This window comes from Bradyrhizobium canariense (assembly GCF_900105125.1).
Classification (GTDB): domain Bacteria; phylum Pseudomonadota; class Alphaproteobacteria; order Rhizobiales; family Xanthobacteraceae; genus Bradyrhizobium; species Bradyrhizobium canariense_A.
The window spans coordinates 4,602,098-4,627,187 of the sequence record NZ_LT629750.1 but is presented as its reverse complement, the minus strand read 5'-3'; the positions used below and the strand labels follow the sequence as shown (position 1 = coordinate 4,627,187).

The 25,090-nt window shown below is 62.7% G+C and carries 21 protein-coding genes and 1 tRNA gene; 16 read left to right on the top strand and 6 right to left on the bottom strand.

The genetic code is table 11. The features are described 5' to 3' along the window. Positions 1-23: 23 nt before the first annotated feature. A complete protein-coding gene (locus tag BLV09_RS22020; RefSeq protein WP_244549190.1) occupies positions 24-590 on the bottom strand; it encodes a TetR/AcrR family transcriptional regulator in 567 nt (188 codons plus the stop codon). Between the two features lie 200 nt (positions 591-790). On the opposite strand from BLV09_RS22020, the gene BLV09_RS22015 reads away from it, so the two are divergent. From BLV09_RS22015 to BLV09_RS21970, 10 genes are all read left to right on the top strand, one after another. After that, complete coding sequence (locus BLV09_RS22015; protein ID WP_146688887.1) at positions 791-1,729, top strand: SDR family oxidoreductase; 939 nt, start codon at positions 791-793, stop codon at positions 1,727-1,729. A 32-nt stretch (positions 1,730-1,761) separates the two neighbouring features. Further along, entirely contained in the window at positions 1,762-2,421 is a 660-nt protein-coding gene (locus tag BLV09_RS22010) for an NAD-dependent epimerase/dehydratase family protein (RefSeq protein WP_146688886.1), read from the top strand. Between the two features lie 168 nt (positions 2,422-2,589). Continuing rightward, entirely contained in the window at positions 2,590-3,879 is a 1,290-nt protein-coding gene (gene murA / locus BLV09_RS22005; protein WP_146688885.1) for a UDP-N-acetylglucosamine 1-carboxyvinyltransferase, read from the top strand. Positions 3,880-3,948: 69 nt separating this feature from the next. Then, a complete protein-coding gene (locus tag BLV09_RS22000; RefSeq protein WP_146688884.1) occupies positions 3,949-4,404 on the top strand; it encodes a DUF2948 family protein in 456 nt (151 codons plus the stop codon). A 180-nt stretch (positions 4,405-4,584) separates the two neighbouring features. Then, the gene (gene hisD / locus BLV09_RS21995; RefSeq protein WP_146688883.1) at positions 4,585-5,880 is read left to right on the top strand and encodes a histidinol dehydrogenase; all 1,296 of its coding nucleotides are present in this window, start codon (positions 4,585-4,587) and stop codon (positions 5,878-5,880) included. Further along, complete coding sequence (locus BLV09_RS21990; protein ID WP_100384440.1) at positions 5,877-6,380, top strand: UPF0262 family protein; 504 nt, start codon at positions 5,877-5,879, stop codon at positions 6,378-6,380. The genes hisD and BLV09_RS21990 overlap by 4 nt, the downstream gene beginning before the upstream one ends. Before the next feature lie 30 nt (positions 6,381-6,410). Further along, the gene (locus tag BLV09_RS21985) at positions 6,411-6,878 is read left to right on the top strand and encodes a low molecular weight phosphatase family protein (RefSeq protein ID WP_100384439.1); all 468 of its coding nucleotides are present in this window, start codon (positions 6,411-6,413) and stop codon (positions 6,876-6,878) included. A gap of 269 nt (positions 6,879-7,147) precedes the next feature. Then, complete coding sequence (locus BLV09_RS21980; protein ID WP_100384438.1) at positions 7,148-7,771, top strand: Maf-like protein; 624 nt, start codon at positions 7,148-7,150, stop codon at positions 7,769-7,771. After that, positions 7,761-7,979, top strand: coding sequence for a DNA gyrase inhibitor YacG (gene yacG, locus BLV09_RS21975; RefSeq protein ID WP_146688882.1), 219 nt, complete (start codon positions 7,761-7,763; stop codon positions 7,977-7,979). Before BLV09_RS21980 ends, yacG begins: the two co-directional genes overlap by 11 nt. A 103-nt stretch (positions 7,980-8,082) precedes the next feature. Then, positions 8,083-8,158: transfer RNA gene (locus tag BLV09_RS21970), tRNA-Phe, on the top strand. A gap of 247 nt (positions 8,159-8,405) precedes the next feature. Here the strand turns inward: BLV09_RS21970 and BLV09_RS21965 are convergent. Next, complete coding sequence (locus tag BLV09_RS21965; RefSeq protein WP_167558850.1) at positions 8,406-8,675, bottom strand: hypothetical protein; 270 nt, start codon at positions 8,673-8,675, stop codon at positions 8,406-8,408. Between the two features lie 73 nt (positions 8,676-8,748). Beyond that, positions 8,749-12,846, bottom strand: coding sequence for a putative Ig domain-containing protein (locus BLV09_RS21960; RefSeq protein ID WP_167558849.1), 4,098 nt, complete (start codon positions 12,844-12,846; stop codon positions 8,749-8,751). 316 nt (positions 12,847-13,162) lie between these two features. Between BLV09_RS21960 and BLV09_RS21955 the strand changes: the two genes are divergently transcribed. From BLV09_RS21955 to BLV09_RS21940, 4 genes are all read left to right on the top strand, one after another. Continuing rightward, positions 13,163-14,236, top strand: a complete 1,074-nt coding sequence (locus tag BLV09_RS21955) for a helix-turn-helix domain-containing protein (protein WP_167558848.1) — start codon at positions 13,163-13,165, stop codon at positions 14,234-14,236. Between the two features lie 420 nt (positions 14,237-14,656). Beyond that, entirely contained in the window at positions 14,657-15,787 is a 1,131-nt protein-coding gene (locus BLV09_RS21950) for an 8-amino-7-oxononanoate synthase (RefSeq protein WP_146688878.1), read from the top strand. After that, positions 15,784-16,422 (top strand): dethiobiotin synthase, encoded by a 639-nt coding sequence (gene bioD, locus BLV09_RS21945; protein ID WP_146688877.1) that lies wholly within the window; start codon positions 15,784-15,786, stop codon positions 16,420-16,422. The genes BLV09_RS21950 and bioD overlap by 4 nt, the downstream gene beginning before the upstream one ends. Next, on the top strand, positions 16,419-17,681 hold the full coding sequence (locus BLV09_RS21940) for an adenosylmethionine--8-amino-7-oxononanoate transaminase (RefSeq protein WP_146688876.1): 1,263 nt from the start codon (positions 16,419-16,421) through the stop codon (positions 17,679-17,681). The genes bioD and BLV09_RS21940 overlap by 4 nt, the downstream gene beginning before the upstream one ends. A 15-nt stretch (positions 17,682-17,696) precedes the next feature. Here BLV09_RS21940 and BLV09_RS21935 read toward each other — a convergent pair whose 3' ends face one another. Continuing rightward, positions 17,697-18,317, bottom strand: a complete 621-nt coding sequence (locus tag BLV09_RS21935) for a TetR/AcrR family transcriptional regulator (protein WP_146688875.1) — start codon at positions 18,315-18,317, stop codon at positions 17,697-17,699. Positions 18,318-18,439: 122 nt separating this feature from the next. On the opposite strand from BLV09_RS21935, the gene BLV09_RS21930 reads away from it, so the two are divergent. Together BLV09_RS21930 and BLV09_RS21925 are read left to right on the top strand one after the other, a co-directional pair. Beyond that, entirely contained in the window at positions 18,440-21,589 is a 3,150-nt protein-coding gene (locus tag BLV09_RS21930) for an efflux RND transporter permease subunit (RefSeq protein WP_100384429.1), read from the top strand. Between the two features lie 15 nt (positions 21,590-21,604). After that, entirely contained in the window at positions 21,605-22,750 is a 1,146-nt protein-coding gene (locus BLV09_RS21925; RefSeq protein ID WP_100384428.1) for an efflux RND transporter periplasmic adaptor subunit, read from the top strand. Positions 22,751-22,944: 194 nt separating this feature from the next. Here BLV09_RS21925 and BLV09_RS21920 read toward each other — a convergent pair whose 3' ends face one another. Next, on the bottom strand, positions 22,945-23,139 hold the full coding sequence (locus BLV09_RS21920; RefSeq protein ID WP_100384427.1) for a hypothetical protein: 195 nt from the start codon (positions 23,137-23,139) through the stop codon (positions 22,945-22,947). Between the two features lie 264 nt (positions 23,140-23,403). Further along, positions 23,404-24,831 (bottom strand): NAD-dependent succinate-semialdehyde dehydrogenase, encoded by a 1,428-nt coding sequence (locus BLV09_RS21915; RefSeq protein WP_146688874.1) that lies wholly within the window; start codon positions 24,829-24,831, stop codon positions 23,404-23,406. Positions 24,832-25,090 lie beyond the last annotated feature (259 nt).

Sequence of the window (25,090 nt, the reverse complement as noted above, 5' to 3'; positions counted from 1 at the left end):
CCGTTTGCGCTCGATACGGGCGATCATCTCGGGATCGCCCGTATCGCCGCAAATATTCGCTTTGCCAAAGCTTCCGGCTTTTCGCGCGCGCCTTCGGCGGCCCAGAGCTCGCCGCCGATCCGCATCGCGCCGGTCGCGATCATGGCGACCAGCCGGGCCTGCAGCCGTTCCGATTTATGACCTGCGCGCTTGCTCAGCGCTTCCGCCAAAGCGCGTTCAAGCTTTTCGTATTTGACCTGATCGCGTGCCTGCAAGGCTGGATTGTCGCGCTTGAGCCGCGCGATGGCGATCGCTTCGCCGGGCTCGATCTGGCGGACCATCGCAGAGATCGCATTCTCCGCGGCGGTCAGCATGGATTCGCCGGCGGGTTGTGCGGCCACTGCGGCAATCAGTGCTGCGGTGGTCTCCTCATGCCAGGCGAAAACCACGTCTTCCTTCGATTCGAAATAATGGAAGAAGCTGCGGCGTGAAATATCCGCGGCCGCCGCGATGTCGTCGAGCGTGGTCGCCTCAAAACCGCGATCGAGGAACAGGGCCATCGCGACCCGGGTCAACCGTTCGCGGGTCTGCTGCCGCTTGCGCTCCCGCAGACCGGGCGGGCCGGCGGTTGCCTCCGATTTTGTCTTTTCGGATTTCGTCTTTGATGACTTGGACTTAGCGCGCTTTCGCGCGATGCCGGCCGGCTGCAATTTTCACCTCTTGCAAATTTGCACTAAGTGCACATTTAACATCGCGCGGCTGATGTCCGCGAACGAATCGAGCCTTAAAGATAATCCCTGGAGATATAAGCATGACCGGCTGGAGCACTGCAGATATTCCGCCCCTGAACGGCAAGACCGCCGTCATTACCGGCGCCACCGGCGGCCTCGGCTATGAAACGGCGCTGGCGCTCGCAGGCGCCGGTGCAACAGTGGTGCTGACCGGTCGCAATGAAACCAAGGGCCGCCGCGCGCTGGAGGAAATTCGCAACAAATTTCCGGGCGCAAGAATTGCTTACGAAGACCTCGATCTGGCAAAGCTGGCCTCGGTGGCCGATTTCGCGGCGCGCTTTGCAGCCACGCACGATTCGCTCGATCTGCTGATCAACAACGCCGGCGTGATGGCACTGCCGAAGCGGCAGGAGACCGCCGACGGTTTCGAAATGCAGCTCGGCACCAACTATCTCGGCCATTATGCGCTGACCGCGCATTTGCTCCCACTGCTCCGCCGTGGCAACCAGCCTCGCGTGGTCAATCTCTCGAGCCTTGCGCATCGCTCTGGAACGATCGATTTTGACGATCTGCAAGGCGCAAAATCCTATAACCCTTTCAAGGCCTACTGCCAGTCGAAGCTGGCGATGCTGATGTTCGCGCTCGAACTCCAGCGGCGCAGCAATGCCGCCGGTTGGGGATTGCTGAGCAATGCCGCGCATCCCGGCTACGCGCTAACCGACCTGATCGCGAACGGTCCGGGCAGCCGGGGCTTGCTGGGGCGGCTCGGCAAAATCCTTCAGCCCTTTGCCAGTCAATCGGCCGCCGAGGGCGCGCTGCCGACGCTGTTCGCCGCGACATCGCCGCAAGCGGAGCCGGGGGGTTACTATGGTCCGAACTGGTTCTACGAATTGAAGGGACCGCCGGTGCCGGCGAAGATCATGCGGCAGGCAAGGGACGCCGCGGTGGCGGCGCGGCTCTGGGATGTCTCGGCGGCTCTAACTGGCGTATCATTTGATCGTGTCGCGGTAGCCGCCTGAATGCGCAAGGCAACGATGCGAAGGGGAATCGGATGAAAGTCATCCTGTTCGGCGCGACCGGAATGGTCGGGCAAGGCGTGCTGCGCGAGTGCCTGCTCGATCCCGGCATCGAAAGCGTGCTTGTGGTCGGGCGCAGCCCGACCGGCCAGCGTAACGCCAAGCTGCGCGAAATCCTGCACGACAATTTTCTGGATTATGCCGCGATCGAAGCGCGGCTTGCTGGATACGACGCCTGCTTCTTCTGTCTTGGTGTCAGTTCGGTCGGCATGAGCGAGGAGCGCTACCGGCATTTAACCTACGACATCACGCTCGCCGCAGCGACGGCACTGTCGAAGCTCAACCCCGGCATGGTATTCGTCTATGTCACAGGGCGAGGCACCGACAGCAGTGAGCAAGGCCGGTTGATGTGGGCGCGGGTCAAGGGCAAGACCGAGAACGATCTGCTCAAGCTGCCGTTCAAGGCGGCCTATATGTTTCGCCCCGCGGGCATTCAGCCGCTGCACGGCATCAAGTCGAAAACCGGCTGGGTGCAGGGAATCTATGTGGCCGCGGCGCCGCTACTGACGTTGCTAAATCGTACCGCGCCGAAATACATGACCACCACCGAACAGGTCGGCCGCGCCATGATCAAGGTCGCGCGCGATGGCTATCCGAGGCCGGTGCTGGAAAGCGAAGACATCAACCGGATTTAGTCGTGTGGTCATTCTTGAGCCGCGCGACAGCGCTGAATCCTGGATGTCGAGATTTCGGGGATGACAGCGCGGCACGATCCCAACCCCATGAAATAGCCGCAAATTTCAAGGCTTCTGCCATGACCCCGTTCGCCCTATAGTTCGGGCTTGGCAAAAGCAGGATTTGGCATGGATCGCATTCGCATCGTCGGCGGCCGTAAATTGAACGGCAGCATTCAGATTTCGGGTGCGAAGAATGCGGCTTTGCCGCTGATGATTGCGGGGCTGCTGACCGAAGAAACGCTGATCCTCGATAACGTGCCGCGGCTCGCCGACGTCGCGCAGTTGCAGCGCATTCTCGGCAATCACGGCGTCGATATCATGTCGGCCGGAAAACGTCCCGGCGACCGCGAGTATCAGGGCCAGACCCTGCACATTTCGGCGGCGAACATCATCGACACCAAAGCGCCTTACGAATTGGTGTCGCGGATGCGCGCGAGCTTCTGGGTAGTTGCGCCGCTGCTGGCGCGGATGCATGAGGCCAAGGTATCGCTGCCCGGCGGCTGCGCCATCGGGACAAGGCCGGTCGATTTGCTGATCATGGCGCTGGAGAAGCTCGGCGCCGATATCGCCATCGACGGCGGCTATGTGATCGCGAAGGCGCCCGGCGGCCTCAAGGGCGCGGCCATCGATTTCCCCAAAGTCACGGTCAGCGGCACCCATGTCGCGTTGATGGCGGCGACCCTGGCCAAGGGTACCACCGTCATCACCAACGCCGCCTGCGAGCCGGAAATTCTCGACGTCGCCGATTGCCTGAACAAGATGGGCGCGCGCGTGTCCGGCGCAGGAACGTCTCGCATCGTCGTCGAGGGCGTCAGCAAGCTTCATGGTGCGCGGCACACCGTGCTGCCCGATCGAATTGAAACCGGCACCTACGCCATGGCGGTGGCGATGACCGGCGGCGACGTGCAACTCGCCGGCGCGCGGCCGGAACTATTGCAATCGGCGCTCGACGTGCTGACGCAGGCTGGCGCCGAGATCACCGTCAACAATGAAGGCATTCGTGTCGCCCGTAACGGCGCCGGAATCGCTCCGGTGACAGTTTCGACCGCGCCGTTTCCGGGCTTTCCCACCGATCTGCAGGCGCAGCTGATGGCGCTGATGGCCTGCGCCAGAGGCTCGTCGCAGATCACCGAGACGATCTTCGAAAATCGCTTCATGCATGTGCAGGAGCTGGCGCGGTTCGGCGCACGGATCAGTCTTGACGGCGAGACCGCAACCATCGACGGCATCGCCCAACTGCGCGGCGCGCCGGTCATGGCGACGGATCTGCGGGCGTCGGTGTCGCTGGTGATCGCGGGTCTTGCCGCCGAAGGCGAGACCATGGTCAACCGCGTCTATCATCTCGACCGCGGATTTGAGCGGCTGGAAGAAAAATTGTCGGCGTGCGGTGCTTCGATCCAGCGCATCAGCGATTGAACCGCGGCGCGTATTCCGCAAAACTGGGGACCGGTTTTTGCGAACGTACAAATTTTCAGGGGTTGATCAGTGGCGGCCCAGCTCAAATTGATTGCCCTCGATGCCGACGATCTTGCCGTCATTTCCGCGCATGTTCAGGATGCCCGGGTGCAGGCTTCCGACATCATCTGGCGGCAAGGCGAGAAGCGGCTGGTGGTCGGCATGAGCCGGCTGGACTGGGGGCAGACGCTGGCCGGAGAAACCGCCCCGCGCCGCCTGATATCGGCGCTGCGGTTTGACCGCGTGTTGTCGTGCAAGTCACGCCAGATCGATCTGGCGGCGCCGGAAACGGCGCTGGAGCTGCTCGGAATCGAGTTTCATCCGGGCGAGGCGCCAGGCGGAAGCGTCTTGCTGATGTTTACCCATGGCGGGGCGCTGCGGCTGGACGTCGAATGCCTCGAATGCGAGCTCGCCGATCTCGGCACCGACGACCTCGGCACTTCCAGCCTTGGCGAGGACGCCGAACCATCTAGGCTGGACGTCTGAGCCACGGCCATGGGGTGGGCAAAGGCGCACTTGCGCTGTGCCCGCCGACCTCGCTTTCCCATGGATTTTGGCGGGCCTGCTGCACTTGGTCCACTCTGCGGCTTCATCCGGGATAGAAGGGTTGACGGCGATGGGTCGCCGCGCCATTGAGCAGGTAGCGAGACCTGCCGGAAAGCCACCATGCCTGTTCGTTTAGACCGCAGCAGTTCCGATTTTGCCGACCGATTCGCGGCGTTTCTCGCAACCAAGCGCGAGGTCTCCGCTGACATCGAGAACGCCACCCGAGCCATCGTCAATGACGTGGCCGCGCGAGGCGACCTGGCGCTGATCGAGGCGACGCGCAAATTCGACCGCCTCGATCTCGACGCAAGCCGCCTGCGCATCACACCGGCCGAAATCGATGCGGCAGTGAAAGCCTGCGATGCCGTAACGCTGGAGGCGCTGACCTTTGCGCGCGACCGGATCGAAAGCTTCCATCGCCAGCAATTGCCAAAGGACATGCGCTTCACTGATGCGCAGGGGGTTGAGCTCGGCTGGCGCTGGAGCGCCATCGATGCCGTCGGTCTGTATGTCCCCGGCGGCACCGCAGCCTATCCATCCTCGGTGCTGATGAATGCCGTGCCGGCCCGCGTCGCGGGCGTTGAGCGCGTGGTGATGGTGGTGCCTTCGCCCGACGGCAAGCTCAATCCGCTGGTGCTGGCGGCAGCCCATCTCGGCGGCGTGTCCGAGATCTACCGCGTCGGCGGTGCACAGGCCGTGGCCGCGCTCGCCTATGGAACCGCGACCATTGCGCCGGTGGCAAAGATCGTCGGCCCCGGCAACGCCTATGTCGCCGCCGCCAAGCGGCTGGTATTCGGCAAAGTCGGCATCGACATGATCGCAGGTCCCTCGGAAGTGCTTGTGATCGCAGACCGCACCGGCAATGCCGGCTGGATCGCCGCCGATCTGCTGGCGCAGGCCGAGCACGATGCCAGCGCGCAGTCGATCCTGATCACCGACGATGCCGCGCTGGCCGATGACGTCGAACGCGCCGTGGAAACCCAGTTGAAGACGCTGCCTCGCGCGCAGATCGCTCGGGCCTCATGGGATGATTTTGGCGCGATTATCCTGGTGAACAAGCTCGACGACGCCGTGGCGCTGGCGAATGCGATCGCCGCCGAGCATCTGGAAATCATGACGTCGGATCCCGAAGCGTTTTCGCTGAAGGTCCGCAATGCCGGCGCGATCTTCCTTGGGCCGCATACCCCCGAGGCGATCGGCGACTATGTCGGCGGTTCCAACCATGTGCTGCCGACCGCGCGCTCGGCGCGGTTCTCGTCCGGGCTTGGCGTGCTCGACTTCATGAAGCGGACTTCGATCCTTAAATGCGGACCGGATCAGTTGCGCGCGCTCGGGCCTGCGGCGATGACGCTTGGCAAGGCCGAAGGGCTCGACGCCCATGCCCGTTCGGTCGGACTGCGCCTCAATTTGCCATGACCAAACCGCCCCCCGCCGACGATTCGAACAATCGCATCGTTGCGGTGACGCTCGATGAGGAGTCGATCGGGCGCTCGGGCCCTGACATCGAGCATGAGCGCGCGATCGCGATCTACGATCTCGTCGAAAAAAATCTCTTCGCACCCGATGGTGCCGACAACGGACCCTTCACCCTGCATCTCGCCATCACCGGCAACCGGCTGATGTTCGACATCCGTCGCGAAGACGGCACGCCTGTGGTGGCGCATCTGTTGTCGCTGACGCCGTTCCGTCGGATCGTGAAAGACTATTTCATGATCTGCGACAGCTACTACCAGGCGATCCGCACCGCGACGCCGGACAAGATCGAAGCCATCGACATGGGCCGCCGCGGCATTCACGATGATGGCTCGCGCACGCTGCAGGAACGATTGAAGGGCAAGGTGCGGGTCGATTTCGAAACCGCCCGCCGGCTGTTCACGCTGATCTGCGTCCTGCACTGGAAGGGCCAGGACGCATGATTGTCCTCCAAGCACGGGAAGTGTGACCGGATGGCGGCGCCGTCGCGTGCGCGCAGTCCGCAGGCCGTGCTGTTCGCGTGCGCCCTGAACAGTGTACGTTCGCCGATGGCGGAAAGCCTGCTGCAGCGGATGTTTCCCCAGGCGCTCTATGTCAGATCCGCCGGCGTCAAGAAGGGCGAGATCGATCCGTTCGCGGTCGCCGTGATGGCGGAACTGGGCCAGGATATTTCCAGCCACAGGCCGATGACGTTCGAGGAACTGGACAACTGGGAAGGCCTGAACTTCGACCTGATCATCACGCTGTCGCCTGAGGCCCATCACAAGGCGCTGGAACTGACGCGCACATTAGCGGCCGACGTCGAATATTGGCCGACCCACGATCCCACCGGCGCCGAGGGCAATCGCGAGCAGAAACTGGAAGCCTATCGCGAGGTCTGCGACGGACTGTTGCTGCGCATCCGCAAGCGTTTTTCGAAGGTCGGCGCGGCCAGCGGCTAGAATCCGGTCATAAAAGGGTATCGCGAATCTGCCAATTCAGCGATCGCTCCCTCCGGGAGAGGTCGGCGCACCCGGATCCGCGCTTTTGCGCCATCCGGGCCCAGGCGCCGCGTTGGATGAGGGGGCATCGTGCCCGGCCGCTGGCCATAACCACTCACCCCACACCTCGCCGAGAGGGAGAGGGCGCGCTTGCGCGGTTGTCTCAAGCAAGGCCTTCCGATAGTTTCCGCGCGCGTTCCGTCCCGAATCTCCTCCCAGCAAAAATCCGCATGCTTGGCCGCCCCAAATTCGTTCTTGCTTCCGGTTCGCCGCGACGGCTCAGCCTGCTCAATCAGGCCGGCATCGAGCCTGATGCGCTGCGCCCTGCCGACGTCGACGAGACCCCGCGGCGGGGTGAATTGCCGCGCGCCTGTGCCAACCGGCTGGCCCGCGCCAAGGCCGATGCCGCACTCAAATCGGTGCAGCTCGACGATGAATTGCGCGGCGCCTTCATCCTGGCCGCCGATACCGTGGTCGCGGTCGGCCGCCGCATCCTGCCGAAGGCGAACCTGGTCGACGAAGCCTCGCAATGCCTGCGGTTGCTGTCGGGGCGCAATCACCGCGTCTACACCGCGATCTGCCTGGTGACGCCAAAGGAGACCTTTCGCCAGCGCCTGATCGAGTCTCGCGTGCGCTTCAAGCGCCTCAGCGAGGACGATATCCAAGCCTATATCGGCTCCGGTGAATGGCGCGGCAAGGCCGGCGGTTATGCCGTGCAGGGCATCGCCGGATCGTTCGTGGTCAAGATGGTCGGCTCCTACACCAATATTGTCGGCCTGCCGCTCTATGAGTCGATCTCGCTGCTCGGCGGCGAAGGCTTCCCCGTTCGTTTCGGCTGGCTGAATGCTAGCTAGACCGACAGGAAAGGCCGGCTCCGGCAAGGGGAAAGCCGGGCGATCCGCAAAGCGGTCGACGAAACCATGCCCGATCTGCGGCAAGCCGGCCACCGAGGCCTCACAACCCTTCTGTTCCGACGGCTGCCGGAAAGTCGACCTGAACCGCTGGCTGTCCGGCTCCTACGCCATTCCAGGGACCCCGAACGACGACGAGGACGCGGAATAAACGTTATTTTCGCGTAATTTGGCAGTGCTGCTGGATGGGTGGACAGGGCCGCTCGACCTTACTATAAACCGCCCGCTCCGGGGCCTTTACGTGTTCCCGAAGTGCCCAGGTAGCTCAGTTGGTAGAGCATGCGACTGAAAATCGCAGTGTCGGTGGTTCGATCCCGCCCCTGGGCACCATAATCTACGATTTTCTACGCCAAATTTCGATTTTGCGCGATTTCCTCCACGAGATGATGGCGCTCGTATCGCTACCGTTCGATTAAGACGGGTGCCTCAATATCGATTCGGTCGGTGCTATTAGCGTTTGATGCCAAGCGCCAGCGACCATTTGCCTGCCGCCGCTATCGACATTCGTACGCGCATTAGTCGTCGGATATTGCGTTTGCGCTCGCACTCGTAATCGAAGCGGGCTGGGCGTCCGCTTTCAGCGGGATCGTGCGGCCGCGTGTACACGGCCACCACATCTTCCATCGCCACTACGAACGCGCTGTTCGCCTTCGGCGGAATGACCCAGCATCGCCGCCGATGCGGCTTGCGAGATTTTTTTAAGCGTCCACCCGATCGTTGAGTCGCTGGCGCGGTCGACGATGCCGAGTTCCACGACCTTGTTCCAGCGCGTGCGTCCCTTGGGAGGTTTGGAGTAAGCCAAGGCGATCAGTTTGGCCTCCTTCTCGCCATCAAATATCGGCGGCACGGCCGGCGTCGGTGCCACTTCGCAGTCGGGCCAACAGGCGACAACTCTGAAATCGGGTTCATTGGCGAGCGTGTCAGAACGGCACGCCGGCTTTCGCGGTAATGGTCCAGATCCCGAAGTTGCTGCCGATGCCGCCGTATTCGGCGCCCACGCCAACCGACCCGCCTGATGCGAACTTGACGCCGACGCCTCCGGCCACGCGGGCCGACCAGCCTTCCAGAAGCGGCGTCGAGGCGAGCGGGACACCGCCTGCCGCGACGATCGCATCGGCGTTGTCCTGGTCGAAGTAATAGTCGCCGTAGACCCCGAAGTAGGGCGCGAACGAGACGGTGTCGCTCCACGCCAAGGGATAGGCCACCTTCGCGCCGGCGGAGGCGCGTCCGGTGGAGAAATCATGGCTTGCCTGCTGGGTGCCGAGCGAATCGACATAGGCGCCTTCGTTCTCCCACAGCGCATAGACCTTCGCCGATGGCTCGAAGACAAGACCTGCCGCCTTATAGGTGCCGGTCAGGCCCGTCGAGATCAGCCAGCGCTGGCCGTTGAAATTGCCCTGCGCGGTGCCCGCGATGCCGTCATAACCAATGCCTGAATAGGTCACCGCCGCGTCGTAGCGCAGCGTTGGCGTAATCTTCCAGCCGAGATAGGGGCCTACGGTCCAGCCGTTACCGGTCAGTTTGCCGTTGATGTCCTGCTCGGTGTAATTGAACGTCTCGTAGCCGCCGAGCACGCCGACTAGGAGGTTTGGCGCCGCCTTGTAGGTCAGCCCCATCAGAGCATTGACCTGAAAGCCGTAGAGTGGGGCGGCGGCCGTGGTAACCCCGACCGCCGTCGTCGTTGACGTCAACCGGTCGAGCCCTGTGCCTCGGATATCGATCCAGAACAGCCAGTTCTTTTCCTCGCGGAATCTCTTCGGCGGCGCCTTCTCCGGCATCTGCTGATCGAGGGCTGCGAAGGCATTGTCGATGCGGCCGTTGCGCTGGCGGCCCATCGGGTCGTTGCCCGCAGCGCTGGTCGAGCCATAGGCGTGGGCCGTGCCGCCGAAGAGGCCGCCGCTCGTGCCGGAGCCCGCCGCGCTCGCATCGCCCGCACCACGCTCCTCATAGGGATCGGCGGCGAAATTGAAATGGAAGCCGGTCGCGCTCGGCGTGAGGAAGGTGCCGTCGTCAGCAAATCCGTCGGCGACCGCGCTATCGATCGCGCCGGAAATCGCCTGTCCCGAACCCTGCGCCACCACCTTGGTGACATTGACCTGCAAGGCGTGGAGTTTGACGCTGTCGGCGGGAACGTTGACGGTCTGCGTCAGCGCTGGCGAGGTGCTCGGGCTGAACGTGCCGTTGCCGCCATAGACCGCGGTGATGGCGTGTGTTCCCGTTTTCAGCGTCGAGGTGGTGAAGGCCGCAACGCCGGCGGACAACGTGGCGGTGCCGATGGCGGTGCCGGCATCGTTGAAGGTCACGGTCCCGCTGGGCGTCCCGCCGCCGCCGTTGACGGTGGCGGTGAAAGTAACCGCCTGGCCAAAGCTGCTGGGATTTTGCGAAGAGGCGAGCGCCGCCGTCGTCGTGCTGGCGCCGACGGTGAGGCTGAAGGTTGCGGTTGCCGTCGCATTGTCGGCGTCCGTCACCGTCACGGTGTAGGCCGCGGCGGCGCTTATGACGGTCGGCGTGCCTGTGATCGCGCCGTTCGCGGTGTTGAAGCTCAATCCGGTCGGAAGCGCCGGCGACACACTGTAAGTCAATGGGTTCGTTCCGCCTGCGCCCGTCACCGGCGTGAAACTCGTGGCGGGACGATTGACGATCAGCGTGGTCGAGGCGATGGCCGTCGTCGCGCTGACGGCACCATTGACGGTGAGGTTGAAATTGGCTGTTGCCGTCGCATTATTGATGTCGGTCACCGTTACGGTGAATGCCGTCGCGGCGATCGTTGCGGTCGGCGTGCCGGTGATCGCTCCGCTGGCGGGGTTGAAGCTCAGACCGGCCGGCAGTGTCGGCGACACGCTGTAAGTCAACGCGCCTACGCCGCCCGACCCGGTCACCGGCGTGAAACTCGTGGCGGGATGATTGACGGTCAGCGAGGTCGAGGCAACGGCCGTCGTCGCGGTCACGGTGCCGTCGACAGTGAGGTTGAAACTCGCCGTTCCGGTCGCGCCGTTGGCGTCGGTTACCGTGACGGTAAAGCTCGATGCGGCGTGTGCCGCGGTTGGCATGCCCGTGATCGTGCCGGTCGTCGGGGCCATGGTCAGGCCCGCGGGCAGCGTCGGCGCAACGCTGTAGGACAAGGGGCTGGCGCCGCCAGAGCCGGTGACCGGGGTGAACGGAGTTGCTGTATGGTTTTGCGTCAACGCCGTCGATGCAATCGCCTGCGTCGCATCGACCGCGCCGTTGACGGCGAGACTGAAAGTGGCGGTCGCGGTCTGGGAATTTTGGTCTGTGACGGTGACCGTATAGGCCGTGGCGCCGGAGGTCGCTGTCGGCTGGCCTGAGATGATGCCGGTCCCTGAGTCCATGGCCACACCGGGGGGAAGGGTAGGCGAGACAGCATAGGTCAATGAGCCCGTGCCGCCAGAGCCGCTCACGGGTTTGAATGGCGCGGCCGCAAGATTGACCGTCAGCGTCTTCGAAGCGATCGCCTGGGTCGCCGTCACCGTCCCGTTGACGGTGAGGCTGAAAGTGTTGGTCGCAGTGGCATTGTTTTGATCGGTCACCGTCACCGTGAATGTCGTGGCCCCGAGCGTCGCGGTCGGCGCGCCCGTGATCGTGCCGGTCGTCGGGGCCATGGTCAGGCCCGCGGGCAGCGTCGGCGCAACGCCGTAGGACAAGGGGCTGGCGCCGCCGGAGCCGGTGACCGGGGTGAAGCTGCTGACCGTAACACCTTGCGTCAGCGCCTTCGAGGCGATCGACTGGGTCGCCGCCACTGCGGAGTTGACCGTGAGCATAAACGAGATCGAGGCGGTCGAGCCGAGGGCGTCAGTCACGGTTACCGTGAAGCTGGAGGTGGGTTGGGTCACGCTCGGCGTGCCGGTGATCGCGCCCGTGCTCGAATTGAAGTTGAGGCCCGTGGGCAGCGTCGGCGCAACGCTGTAGGACAAGGTGCTGGTGCCGCCAGAGCCGGTGACCGGGGTGAAGCTGCTGACCGTAACACCTTGCGTCAGCGCCTTCGAGGCGATCGCTTGGGTCGCCGTGACTGCGGAATTCACCGTCAGCATGAAGCTGTCGCTCGCGGTTTGGCCGTTGGTGTCGTTCACCGTTACCGTGAAGCTGGAGGTGGGTTGGGTCACGCTCGGCGTGCCGGTGATCGCGCCCGTGCTCGAATTGAAGTTGAGGCCCGTGGGCAGCGTCGGCGCAACGTTATAGGACAAGGCGCTGGTGCCGCCAGAGCCGGTGACCGGGGTGAAGCTGCTGACCGTAACACCTTGCGTCAGCGCCTTCGAGGCGATCGCTTGGGTCGCCGTGACTGCGGAGTTTACCGTCAGTATGAAGCTGTTGCTCGCGGTTTGGCCGTTGGTGTCGTTCACCGTGACCGTGTAGCTGGTGGTGGATTGGGTCACGGTCGGCGTGCCGCTGATCGTGCCTGTGCTGGCGTCGATAGAAAGGCCGGTCGGCAGGCTTGGAGAGATGCTGTAGGTCAGGCTGCCGGTGCCGCCGCCGCCAGTGACGGGTGTGAAGCTGCTGACCGTCATATTTTGCGTGAGCGCCTTCGAAGCGATCGACAGGGTCGCCGTCACCGCTGAATTGACGGCCTGGGTCAGTGCGGACGAGGAGCTCGACGCGAAGTTCGTGTCTCCAGTGTAGAAAGCCTGGATTGTGTGGCTGCCGGCAGCAAGCTGGGTGACGCAGATTGCCGTGCCGTTCGAAACAGATTGCGCACTGCAGGCGGCAATGGTGCTGCCGTCGCTCTGGAATATGACGGTCCCCTCGTTGACCGTGCTGGTGCTCGTCACGGTCGCCGTAAAGGTCTCGTTCTGGGGATAGGTCGCCGGATTGCTAATCGAAGTTACGTTGGTGGTTGTAGCCGTCTGCGCGAAGGCCTGGCTCGCAGACAACAGCGAGATCAGCAGCACAGCCACGCCGGCCCATGCCGCGGCCCGGCAGCCGGCCGATTCCCGGCCAAGAAACGCGTTACCGAACGCGCCATTCACAAGCCGGGAAACCAGCTTCCTTGCAGCAACCAGCACCACCAAGTTCCGTCCCGCTCGCGCCGCGGTCCGGAAAGGCCATGCGGCTACTGGCCGCAGCCTAACCACGGCAGGAGCGGATGCTTCGACGATGCCAGGGACTCGGTTGAGAGGAGGACGATCGATGCGATTCATGTGTAGCGATTTGCCGGCAAGGTAGAATGGCCGAGCAAACACAACAGCAACCTGACGGCTACTCCTCTGGTACGCAAAACATGAAGTTTTGGACGGAATGCGAAATTTTCGATAGCAATGGATGCTATCCGAACGCGCGCCTCGCGGGACGGTAGAACTTCATCACGCGACAAGATCCTTTATGGTTAATCATTCAAGCGATCGCCCGGAACCGCGCGCTTCCTCTCAAATAGCTCCCGAGTCGTCCCCAAAGCGTCCTGCGCGCTTCATCTACGGGGAACGAAGCAGCCTCGATCCCCACGCGCACAATGCGGACTATCTCGCGGACACCAACCTGTTTCGTCGCAGCTATGTCCGAACCATCGGCGAATCGGAGGGGATGCCGCTCGACAGCACCACGGCCTGGCTCGTCGGAAACAACGTCGCTTTCTACAAGCTGACGTCCAACTCCTGCGTGGAAGCAAAGCGAACCGAAGCGGACGCGGCCGCCGACAAGATCAATGGTGTCGTATTCGACTACGTCCTGTCCGGAGAATACAGCGAAGAGACCGCAGCCGATCTCGTCAGCCTGAGATCCGGAGACCTCGGGATGGTCCAAAGCACGGTCGAGGTGACGGCGCGGTCTCGCCGGGTCCGCATGGCGACAATTTTCCTGCCGCGAACACGCCTAGCCGCCGCGCTCGAGACTGATCTCTCTGACGACCGCTTCATCCTTCGCTCCCTCAGTTCCGCTCCGCTGGCGCCTTTTGTCGGCGCCCAGATGCGCCTGCTGTTCGAGTCGTACAGGAGGATGGACACGCAGGACTTCGAGATCGTGCTGGAGTCGACAGCCGAACTTCTCATTCATCTGCTGCGCGGCGAGTTGTCGCGGCAAGGACCGCCTCAGGAGCTATCGAGCAAGGAATTCACACGGGCGATTGCCTTCATCGAGGAGAACTATCATCGCCCCGAACTGACGCCCGACGATATCTGGCGGGGCATCAACGTATCGCGGACCCAGCTCTACAAAATGTTCTCGGAGAACGGTCTCACCGTGGCAGGATATTTGCGCGACGTTCGGCTGCGCCGTTTCGTCGATGCCTTGAGGACGACGGACCTCATCGGAGTCGGCCGCCTTGCCTGGACCTGTGGATTGGATATGCAGGCTGCCGACTTCACGCGCCTGTTCAAGCGTGTCTATGGCATGACGCCCCGCCAGGCGCGAGCGGCCCTGCAAGCCGGCCAGTCGGTTGTAGCCGAAAAGCCGATTACATGAGTTGCAAACCGCGCTGGTTCGCGTACGTCCGGAAACGCTTGACTGATTCTTCGACGGTTGCCGACCTGGAGCGCGCGGCGCGGTTCCTTTATCTCTGCGAGCTAGGCTGCCCGCCAATAACAAAACAGGGCTCGCGCGATAGTGGATTTCGCCATGTAGCGAATCTCCGTGCACTATGCCAAGCGCTCAAGCCACCATGCGAAGGACAAATAGCGGTTCGTCGTGTCGGTGGTGCGTATGATTCCCTCCCTGGGCACCATCACCCTCCCAAGTAACTGTTGCGAAAAGCGATAAGCAGGTTCAATGGGTTGTCCCGTCAGGTGCGTTTCGGGCCCGGACGTTGCCGAAGCAATCGGTCTGACGAAGCTTGCGGCCCGGCTGCGCATTCGCAAGGCGGCGTCGGCTAAACGGTGATTGACGATGTATGGCGCTTTCGAAGCGGACTTGCGTGAACTCGCGGATCGGGGGCGGTTACGTTCGCTTCGCGAACGTTCCGGAATCGACTTTACATCGAACGACTATCTCGGATTGGCTGAGTCAGCAGAATTGAGGCAAGCCGCCGCCGAGGCCGTGGGGCGCGGCGTGCCTGTGGGCTCGGGCGGCTCGCGCCTGTTGCGCGGCAATCATCCCGAGCACGAGGCGCTGGAAGCCGAGGCTGCCGCCTATTTCGGTGCCGAGACCGCGTTGTATTTCGGTGGCGGGTATGTCGCCAATTTCGCGATCTTCTCGACGCTGCCGCAAACCGGGGATCTCGTCGTCCACGATGAACTGATTCATGCAAGCGTCCACGAAGGACTTCGCAGGGGCCGCGCCGAGTTCGTCCGCGTGCCGCACAATGATGTCGATGCGTTCGACTCCGCGATCGTGCGTTGGCGCAAGGCCGGGGGGAAAGGGCGGGCCTGGCTGTCGGTCGAAAGCCTTTACAGCATGGATGGCGACAGTCCAAACCTCGTTGAACTGCTCGCGGTAGCGGAGCGCCACGACGCCATGGTCGTGATCGACGAAGCGCATGCGACCGGCGTGCTGGGTCCGCAGGGACGAGGCCTCGCGGCGGCCTTCGAAGGCCGCGACAACGTCATCACCCTGCACACCTGCGGCAAGGCGCTTGGCACGGTCGGCGGATTCATCCTTGCGCCGAGGGTCGTTCGCGATTTTCTGGTCAACCGGTCGCGCCCGTTCATTTTTGCGACGGCGCCTTCGCCGCTGACCGCGGCGATCACACGTGTCGCCCTCGAAATATCGCGGTCGAACCCCGAGAGAAGGGAGCGGCTGGCGCGTCTGGTTCAATTCGCGGGCAACGAGCTGCGTCGCCAGTGCAACATCGAACCGTCAGGCTCGCACATCGTTCCGGTCATCATCGGCTCCGATCAGGCGGCGGTTGCGTTGGCGTCGGCCTTGCAGCGCAAAGGTTACGATATCCGGGCGATACGCCCGCCGACGGTCCCTGAAGGGACCGCGCGCCTGCGCATTGCGCTGACACTGAACGTCGATGAGCCGACCGTGGCAAGCCTGTTCGAGGCGCTGTCCGAAGACTTGCGCAAGGCCGCATGAGCGCGCGCATCATCGTGACCGGGACCGACACCGGCATCGGCAAAACCGTTTTTGCCGCGGGCCTCGCTGGCGCGCTTGACGGCGTTTACTGGAAACCGATCCAGGCGGGGGTCGAGGAGGAGACAGACCGCGCCACGGTCCTGCGATTGTCCGGCCTTTCTCCGGAACGTGTATTGGCGGAAGTCCACAGACTGCGGACGCCGGCCTCGCCGCATCTTGCCGCCGAGCGCGACGGAATAGTCATCGATCCGGATGGTCTCGCGTTACCAGATACGGACCGGCCGCTGGTGGTCGAAGGCGCCGGCGGATTGCTGGTGCCGTTGACGCGCAACGTGACCTATATCGACGTCATGGCGCGGTGGAACGTGCCCGTCGTGCTCTGCGCCCGCACCAGCCTGGGGACCATCAATCATAGCCTTTTGTCGGTCGAAGCCCTGCGGGCCCGCAGCATTGCCATTGCCGGCATTGCGTTCATCGGCGACGAGAACCCGGAGTCGGAACGGATCATCACCGATCTGGGAAACGTGCGTCATCTCGGCCGTCTGCCGTATCTCGATCCGCTGACCGGCCCGTCGCTGCGGGTGGCTTTCGCCCGGCATTTCCGAACAGAAGACTTCCTTCAGGAGATGGCATGACGAAGTCGGCGTCTCCGATCTGGCATCCGTTCACCCAGCACGCGGTGCAACCGGATGCGACACTGATCGCGAGAGGCGAGGGCGCGTGGCTGGAGACCGCCGATGGCCGGCGCATCTTCGATGCGATCTCGTCCTGGTGGGTCGTCACCCACGGCCATCGTCACCCGCACATCATGCAGGCGATCAAGGACCAGGCCGACCGTCTCGATCAGGTGATCTTCGCCGGGTTCACGCACGAACCCGCAGAGAAACTGGCGCGCCGGCTGGTTGCGATGACGCCGCCGGGACTCGAATATGTGTTCTTCTCGGACAGCGGGTCGACCTCGGTCGAGGTCGCGTTGAAAATGGCGCTGGGGTTCTGGCGTCATCGCGGCGAGAAGCGCACCGGCATTCTGGCGCTCGAGGGTGCCTATCACGGCGACACCATCGGCGGAATGTCGGTGGGCGAACGCGGCGTGTTCAACGCGCCCTATGATCCCCTGCTGTTCGATGTCGCGCGGCTGCCCTTTCCGTCGGCCGGCCGCGAGGAAGCGACGCTGGATGCGCTTAATGCTGCCTGCGGCAAGGGTGAAGTTGCCGCGCTGATTGTCGAGCCGCTCATCCTTGGCGCGGGCGGCATGCTGATCTATACGCCTGATGTCCTGTCTGAGATGAAGCGCGTCTGCGAAACGCATGGCGCGCTGTTCATTGCCGACGAGGTCATGACGGGATGGGGCCGGACCGGCACGCTATTCGCGTGTGAGCAGGCCAAGGTGACGCCGGATATCGCGTGCTACTCCAAGGGGCTCACCGGCGGTTCGCTTCCGTTGGCGGTCACGCTGTGCCGCGCCGATATTTTTGACGCGCATTATTCGACGGACCGCAGCCGCACCTTCTTTCATTCCAGTTCCTACACCGCAAACCCGATCGCCTGCGCGGCGGCGCTGGCAAATCTCGAGATTTGGGAGAAAGAACCAGTGCTGGAACGCATTGCGGCCGTCTCCCGCGTGCATTCGGCGCAACTTGATCGTTTCCGCGAAGATCGCCGATTTACCAATGTCCGGCAGATCGGTTCGATCGCCGCATTGGATATCGCATCGAGCGATGCAGGCTATATGGCCGCTATCGGACCCCGTCTCTATCAGGGTTTTCTGTCGCGGAATTTGCTGATCCGGCCGCTGGGCAACACGATCTACATCATGCCGCCCTATTGCAGCGACCGAAACGAGCTCAGCCTCGTCTACGAAGCGATCACCGATGTCGTCGGCGAGATCCTCTGAAGGATCGCTCAGCGCTCACGCATGCCGGGGTCGTGCGTCTTTGTGCTTCGCCTTGGGCTTGGTCTTGAACGACTGGATGACGGTTTGCGCGGTTCGAATGAATTCCGCGCTTGGGCCTTTTCGCCCCGCAGCCAGCCGGCTGACGCGCGCACCTTCCAGTAACAGCGTGAGCGTGTCGGCAAGCGCCTCCGACTGAACGACGCCGGCCGCGTGGCACAACGACGCCAGGCGATCGCGGTGGTCGGTCTTTAACTCCTCGATCAGCCGCCGGGCCGGATGATCGTCCTCCGTCAACTCCACGGCGGCGTTGGCGAGGTCGCAACCGCGGCCATCGACGCTGACGCATTTTGCCGCGCGCATCAGCCAGTCGTCGAGCTGCGCCTGTGAATCGCCGGGATGGTCGCGCGCGATTTCCTGCCACATCGCCTCGCCTTCCGCCGCGACCGCGCGCACATAGGCAAGAATAAGATCGTCTTTCGATTGGAAATGCCGATAGAGGGTCATCTTGTTGGTGCCGGCCGCGTCGGCGATGGTGTCGACCCCGACGCCGCGGATGCCGTGCCGGTGAAACAGCTCTCGTGCGGCGGCAAGAATGCGTTCACGCGGACGAACAGCGGCGAGCGGGGCACCCGGCATTTCACGTCCCCCTGTGGTTTTTCATAGCACCACCACTTGACCCAAATGTTACCGGTCGGTAACGTGGCCTGTTACTGACAGGTAACATCGGCTCGCATTGAACGTCAAGGTCGGAAAATTTCATGGTTGGTTTCTTCATTCACCGTCCGATCTTCGCCTCGTCGATCGCCATCATCATGGTGCTGGCGGGCGCCATTTGCTATTTCCTGCTCCCGGTTTCGCAATTCCCTGACATCACGCCGCCGCAGGTGGTCGTCAGCGCGATCTATCCCGGCGCCAGCGCGCAAGTGGTCGCCGACACCGTCACGACGCCGCTCGAGCAGCAGATCAACGGCGTGCAGGGGATGACGTACATGTCATCCGCAAGTTCCAATGACGGCTCGTCGACCATTACGATTACCTTCGATGTCGGTTACCCCCTGAGCATCGCCGCGGTCGACGTGCAAAATCGCGTGGCGCAGGCGGCCGCGGCGCTGCCGGCGATCGTCAACCAGGCCGGCGTGATCATCAAGAAGCAGAATCCCAACTTCGTGCTGATCGTAAACCTCGTTTCGCCGGACCGCTCCGTCGATCCGGTCGCGCTGAGCAATTACGCCTATCTGCAGATCGTCGATCCCTTGAAGCGCGTGCCGGGTGTCGGCGACGTCCAGATTTTCGGTGAACGCCGTTATTCGATGCGGATCTGGCTCGATCCGGACAAGCTTGCCAAGCTCGGCATCACCGCTGTCGATGTCCAGCAAGCCGTCGCCGAGCAGAACGTCCAGGTCGCCGCCGGCAAGATCGGACAATCACCGGCGCCCCCCGGCACGCCGTTCGAGATGCAGGTCAACGCCACCGGCCGGCTCAGCGATCCCGAACAATTCAAGGACATCATCGTCCGGTCCGACACTGCCACCGGCGCGATCGTGCGATTGCGGGACGTGGCGCGCGTCGAACTCGGCGCTTTGCAATATTCCTCCACCGCCGTTTTCGGGGCGGACCCGACGGTGGTTCTCGCCGTGTTCCAGATGCCGGGGTCGAATGCGCTAGACCTGCAGCAGCACGTCAAGGACAAGATGGAGGAGTTGTCCAAGCGTTTTCCGAAGGGGATCGCCTACGGTCTTCACTATGACACCACGCGGTTCGTCTCGGCGGCCAAGCGCGACGTGATCATCACCCTGACCGAAGCTCTGTGCCTGGTCATCCTGGTGGTTTTCGTCTTTCTGCAGAACTGGCGCACGACGCTCATTCCGACCATCGCCATACCGGTGTCGCTGATCGCGACATTGGCCGTGATGGAGGTGATGGGCTTTTCGCTGAACATGCTGAGTCTGCTCGGCATGGTGCTTGCGATCGGACTGGTTGTCGACGACGCCATCGTCGTGGTCGAGAACGTCGAGCGGCAGCTCGAAAACGGCCTGCCGCCGCTTCGCGCCGCACAGGCAGCGATGGCCGAAGTGACCGGCCCGATCATTGCGACGACCGCGGTGCTGATGGCCGTGTTCGTCCCGGTCGCGTTCATTCCGGGCGTTGCCGGCCGTCTCTACAACCAGTTTGCTCTGACGGTCGCGATCTCGGTCGGCATTTCGGCGTTCAACTCCCTCACCTTGAGCCCCGCGTTGAGTGCGGCGTTCCTGCGGCATCGGCCGCCGCCCAATTTTGTGCTGTTTCGCTGGTTCAACAGAGGATTCGACTGGCTGTCGCATGGCTATGCCGGCATGGTGCGCGGATTGATCCAGTTGCGCTGGGCGATCCTGACGCTGTTCGTGATCGTGCTCGGCGCGACCTATTATCTCTCCCAGCGCATCCCCTCGAGCTTTCTGCCGGTGGAGGACCAGGGCTATTTCTTTGTGGTGATTCAGCTTCCGGACGGTTCGTCATTGCAGCGCACGGATGAAGTCGCGATGAAGGTCCGCGATCTCCTGCAAAGCACGCCGGGTGTCGATATCGTCGGTTCGATCAGCGGGCTGAACTTCCTCACCAACGCGGCGCAGTCGAATTCGGCGGTGGAGTTTGCCATCCTCAAGCCGTGGGACGAGCGCCCGCCATCTCAAAGCGCCATGCGTTTGGTGTCGGATGTGCGGTTCAAGCTGCTCGCTATTCCCGAGGCTTTCGTCCTGAGTTTCGATCCGCCCTCGATTCCCGGTCTCGGTACGACCGGCGGGTTCGAATTCCAGGTCGAGGATCTCACCGGGCGCGGCAGCTTCGCGCTGAACGAGGCCACGCAGGCTTTGATCGCGGAGGCGCGCAAGCAGCCCGAGCTCAATCCGATGCAGTTGTTTACGTCGTTCTCGACCTCGACGCCGCAGTTCAACTACGACCTCGATCGCACCAAGGCGAAGCTGCTCGGGCTTAACATCCCCGATGTGTTCAACACGTTGCAGATCTTTCTCGGCTCGCTGTATGTGAACGACTTCAATCTGTTCGGCCGTACGTTCCGGGTGACGCTGCAGGCCGATACGGATACGCGTGCGGCGGCAAGCGACCTCGCGCGCCTCTATGTGCGCAATGCCGGGGGCGGCATGGTGCCGCTCAGCACGCTTGGTCTTCTGAAGCCGATCGTTGGTCCGGAAACCGTGCCGCACTACAACAATTATGCTTCGGCGCTGGTCAATGGCGGTCCTGCGCCCGGCTATAGCTCGGGACAGGCGGTCACCGCGATGGAGCGCGCCGCGGCGATCGCACTGCCGCGTGACTTCGCGTTCGAATGGACGGGCATCACCTATCAGGAACTGAAAGCGGGATCGATCGCCACGGTCGTGTTCGTCCTGGCCATTGTGTTCGTCTTCCTCATTCTGGCAGCACAGTATGAAAGCTGGACGATGCCGTTCATGGTGCTGTTCGCGGTGCCGCTGGCTCTGTTCGGCGCGTTCCTGGCGCTGTTCGTGCGGGGCATGCAGACCGACGTCTACTCGCAAATCGGTCTCGTGATGCTGATCGGATTGTCGGCAAAGAACGCGATTCTGATCGTCGAGTTCGCCAAGCGCCGCCGGCAGGAAGGTCTGAGTATCGTGGAAGCCGCGATGGAGGCCGCGCGCCTTCGGCTTCGTCCGATCCTGATGACGGCGTTCGCGTTCATCCTGGGCGTGGTGCCGCTGATGGTTGCCAGCGGCGCGGGCGCCGCCAGCCGGCAATCGATCGGAACAACCGTGTTTGGCGGCATGCTCGCGGCCACGGTGCTCACTCTTTTGTTTGTCCCGGTGTTCTACGCCGTCATTGAAGGCTTCCGCGAACGCGGCCACGCCCATCAGGCGGGCCATTCGTCGATCGCCGAGCACGCTCCAGCCGAATAAGAACAGGAAAAAATCATGCGGAATTTGAAAATCTGGTTTGGAAGCGCGGCCATGCTCGGCGTGGCGGTGGTGGCTGTTCTCACGCTGTACCGAAGCGGTCCGGCGCCTGCGGCGGCTGCGGCGTCAGGACCTCCCGCGATGCCGGTCCCGGTGACGTCGGTCATCAAGCGGACGCTGCCGGTCTACCTCGAATATTCGGCGCGGACCGAATCCATTCGCGAGGTGTCGCTGCAGGCCAAGGTTGCGGGCTATATTCAGTCGCAGCCGACCGCTGACGGCGCCGACGTCAAGGAGGGCGACCTTCTCTACAAGATTGACGAGCGCGACTATCGCGCCGCGCTGGATCAAGCCAAGGCGCAGGCCCAGCGCAACGTCGCGGCGCTCGATTATGCGCGCTCGAATTTTCGCCGCGGCGACGAACTGGTCAAAACCGGCTTCCTCGCCAAGGATAATTACGATCAGCGTGTGAGCACGCTCGGTCAAAGTGAAGCGGCCGTCGCTCAGGACAACGCAGCGGTGCGAACCGCGGAGATCAACCTGGCCTACACGGATATTCGCGCGCCGTTCTCTGGCCGTCTGGGCCGCAACCGCGCCCCGGTGGGCACGCTGGTCGGCGGTTCGGGCTTTACGCTCAATACGCTCGTTCAACTCGATCCCATCTACGTCACCTTCAATCCGAGCGAACGAGAGCTTGCCACCATCGAGGCGGCGCGCGATGCCGGCACTGTCAGCACGACTATCTCGCTGCCGGATAATCCGGCGGTGAGCTACAAGGGCGAGTTGACGTTTATCGACAACAGCGTCGACCGTACGACGGGTACCATCACCGCGCGCGCTACTGTCGCCAACCCGAAGTTCTCGCTGCTGCCCGGCCAATATGTTCGCGTCCGCGTGCATGTACGGGATGAGGCCGACGCGCTGCTGGTGCCTCTGACGGCATTGGGCTCCAGCCAGCTCGGCAAATACGTCTATGTTGTCGGCGCGGGCGGCAAAGCCGAGCAGAAGATCGTGAAGCTGGGCCCTAGCGATGGCGAATCCGTCAGCGTCACCGGCTTGGCTGAGGACGACAAGGTGATTACCGGCAATCTGCAAAAGATCGGTCCGGGTTCGCCGGTGCAGCCGCTGCCGCCGAAACAAGCCTCGAATGACAGCAAGGGCTGAGAAGTCAGCCGCAGGCTTGCGTGCGGAGCAGGCGCGTGCGCAGCTGCGATTACTCCGCCGCTCTGGAGTTGCTCGCGTACAAATTAGGCGATCGCTGAAAGCTATGTGAGCTTCGCTCAACTGCGCAATGGATTCGTTCGTCCGATATCGTTCGGCGGGAACGGCGAAAGAGTTCAGCAAGCGCGCTGATCAGGTCAGCCGTTATATTCGGTGAATTGCTTGTAGATCCAGCGCCGGCCGTCGTGCCGCCGCCAGACCTGCCCCGTCAACAACCGCCCGGTGATGGATCGGCGTGGAACGATGACGGTCCACAAGTGCCAGACTTCGGCCCAGGCCGGCTTCGGGTTGAGACCTAAAATTCGAGACCACTCTCGGTTCTCGGTTAGCATCGCACGTCCACAATCTTACTTAAGCCGTTCGACGGAATATGATCGTCCAGCGGCTTTGCTGATTCAGATCCGGATACAAATATCCGGCGCTTTCCACGATAACGCGCGGCGTCAGCAGTGCAATTGAAGACGCGAGTTAACCTAACCGGTCAACCTTACCACGGCGGGTTTCGGTTGAAGACGCGGCCGGAAAATTGCAAACAGCGTTTGAGCAAGACTTCGGGTCCAACGCGCGAGCGCTGGAACCCTCGCTTCATGCGTGCGCTAGATCATCTTGTGCGACACGTTCTTGGTGACCGTATAGCACTGCAATCCTTCGGTGCCGCCCTCGCGGCCGTAGCCGCTGTCCTTCACGCCGCCGAATGGCGTTTCGGCAACCGAGGCGACGAAGTGATTGATCGAGAGGTTACCGACTTCGACCTCGCTGGCGAGACGATCGGCATTTTGCGCCGATCGCGTGAAGGCGTAGGCGGCAAGGCCATAGGGTAGGGAATTGGCTTTCTCGATGGCCTCGTCGATGTCCCGTACCGGATTGACCAGCGCGAGTGGACCGAATGGCTCGTCCCGCATCGCACGGGCGTCATCCGGAACATCGGCCAGAACGGTCAGCGGGAAAAAATATCCGCGGTTGCCGATGCGCTGACCTCCGGCGAGCACCTTCGCGCCCTTTGCCTTCGCATCGGCGACAAAGCTCTCCATGGCATCGATCCGGCGGGAATTCGCCAGCGGGCCGAGTTGCGTCGACGGATCGAGGCCGTTTCCGATCTTCAGCTGCGCGGCCTTCTCGGCGAACGTATCGGCGAAACGCTTATAGATGGATTCCTGGACGAAGAATCGCGTTGGCGCGACGCACACCTGTCCGGCGTTGCGAGACTTTCCCGTGACCGATGTCGTCGCCGCCGCGATAGGATCGACGTCGTCGCAGACGATGACGGGGGCATGTCCGCCGAGCTCCATGATCGCCGGCTTCATGTGGCGTCCGGCCATTTCGGCCAGCGACTTCCCGACCGGGATCGAGCCGGTAAAGGTGATCAGGCGGATGGCGGATTGCGGAATCAGATAGTTGGAAATTTCCGCGGGATTGCCGAACACCAGATTAAGGACGCCTGGCGGCAGGCCGGCGTCATGAAAGGCGCGGACGAGCTGAACCGCGCCGGCGGGCGTTTCTTCGGAGGCTTTCAGGATGATGGAGCAGCCGGACGACAACGCGCCTGCGACCTTTCTGCCGGGGGAGCTCATCGGGAAGTTCCAGGGCGAAAACGCCGCCACCGGACCGATCGGCTGCCGCAGCACCGTATGACGCATGCCCTCTTCACTCGGGATGACGCGCCCATACATTCGCAATCCCTCGGTCGCGTCCCATTCGATGATGTCGCAGCCGCGCAGGATTTCGAGCCGGGCCTGATCGATCGGCTTGCCCTGTTCCAGCGTCATCGCAATCGCCATGTCGTTGACGCGTTCGCGGATCAGGCTGGCGGCTTTCAGGATGATTTGCGTGCGCCTGGCGGGCGCGGTTTTGCGCCAGACCGCGAACCCGCGTTCGGCCGCGGCGATCGCATCGTCCAGATCGTCCCTCGTGGCGGTCGGTACCGTTCCAAGGACGGTTTCGTCGGCGGGATTGATCACAGGCTGGCCATCCGCCCGCTTCCAGCGGCCGTCGATATAGAGTTCGATACTGGGATAATTGGTCATGACGTTCCCCTTGATATTTTCCTTGATATTTTCTCTGGGCGGATCATTGAAAGGTTTGAACCTGCAGCCATTCGCAGCGATCGCTTGTTCGTGATCAGATTGAGATGCGCGAAGCGTTCGGGCTTGGTGAGGCGTGTCCGGTTTGTGGCGTTATATCTGTTCGGATATAAAGCGACATCCAATCTGGCGAGTCAATCCGTGGCGCTCGCAAGCGTTGGATGTTGAGCGAGCCGTCGACGTAAAAATGACCGATGCCGTT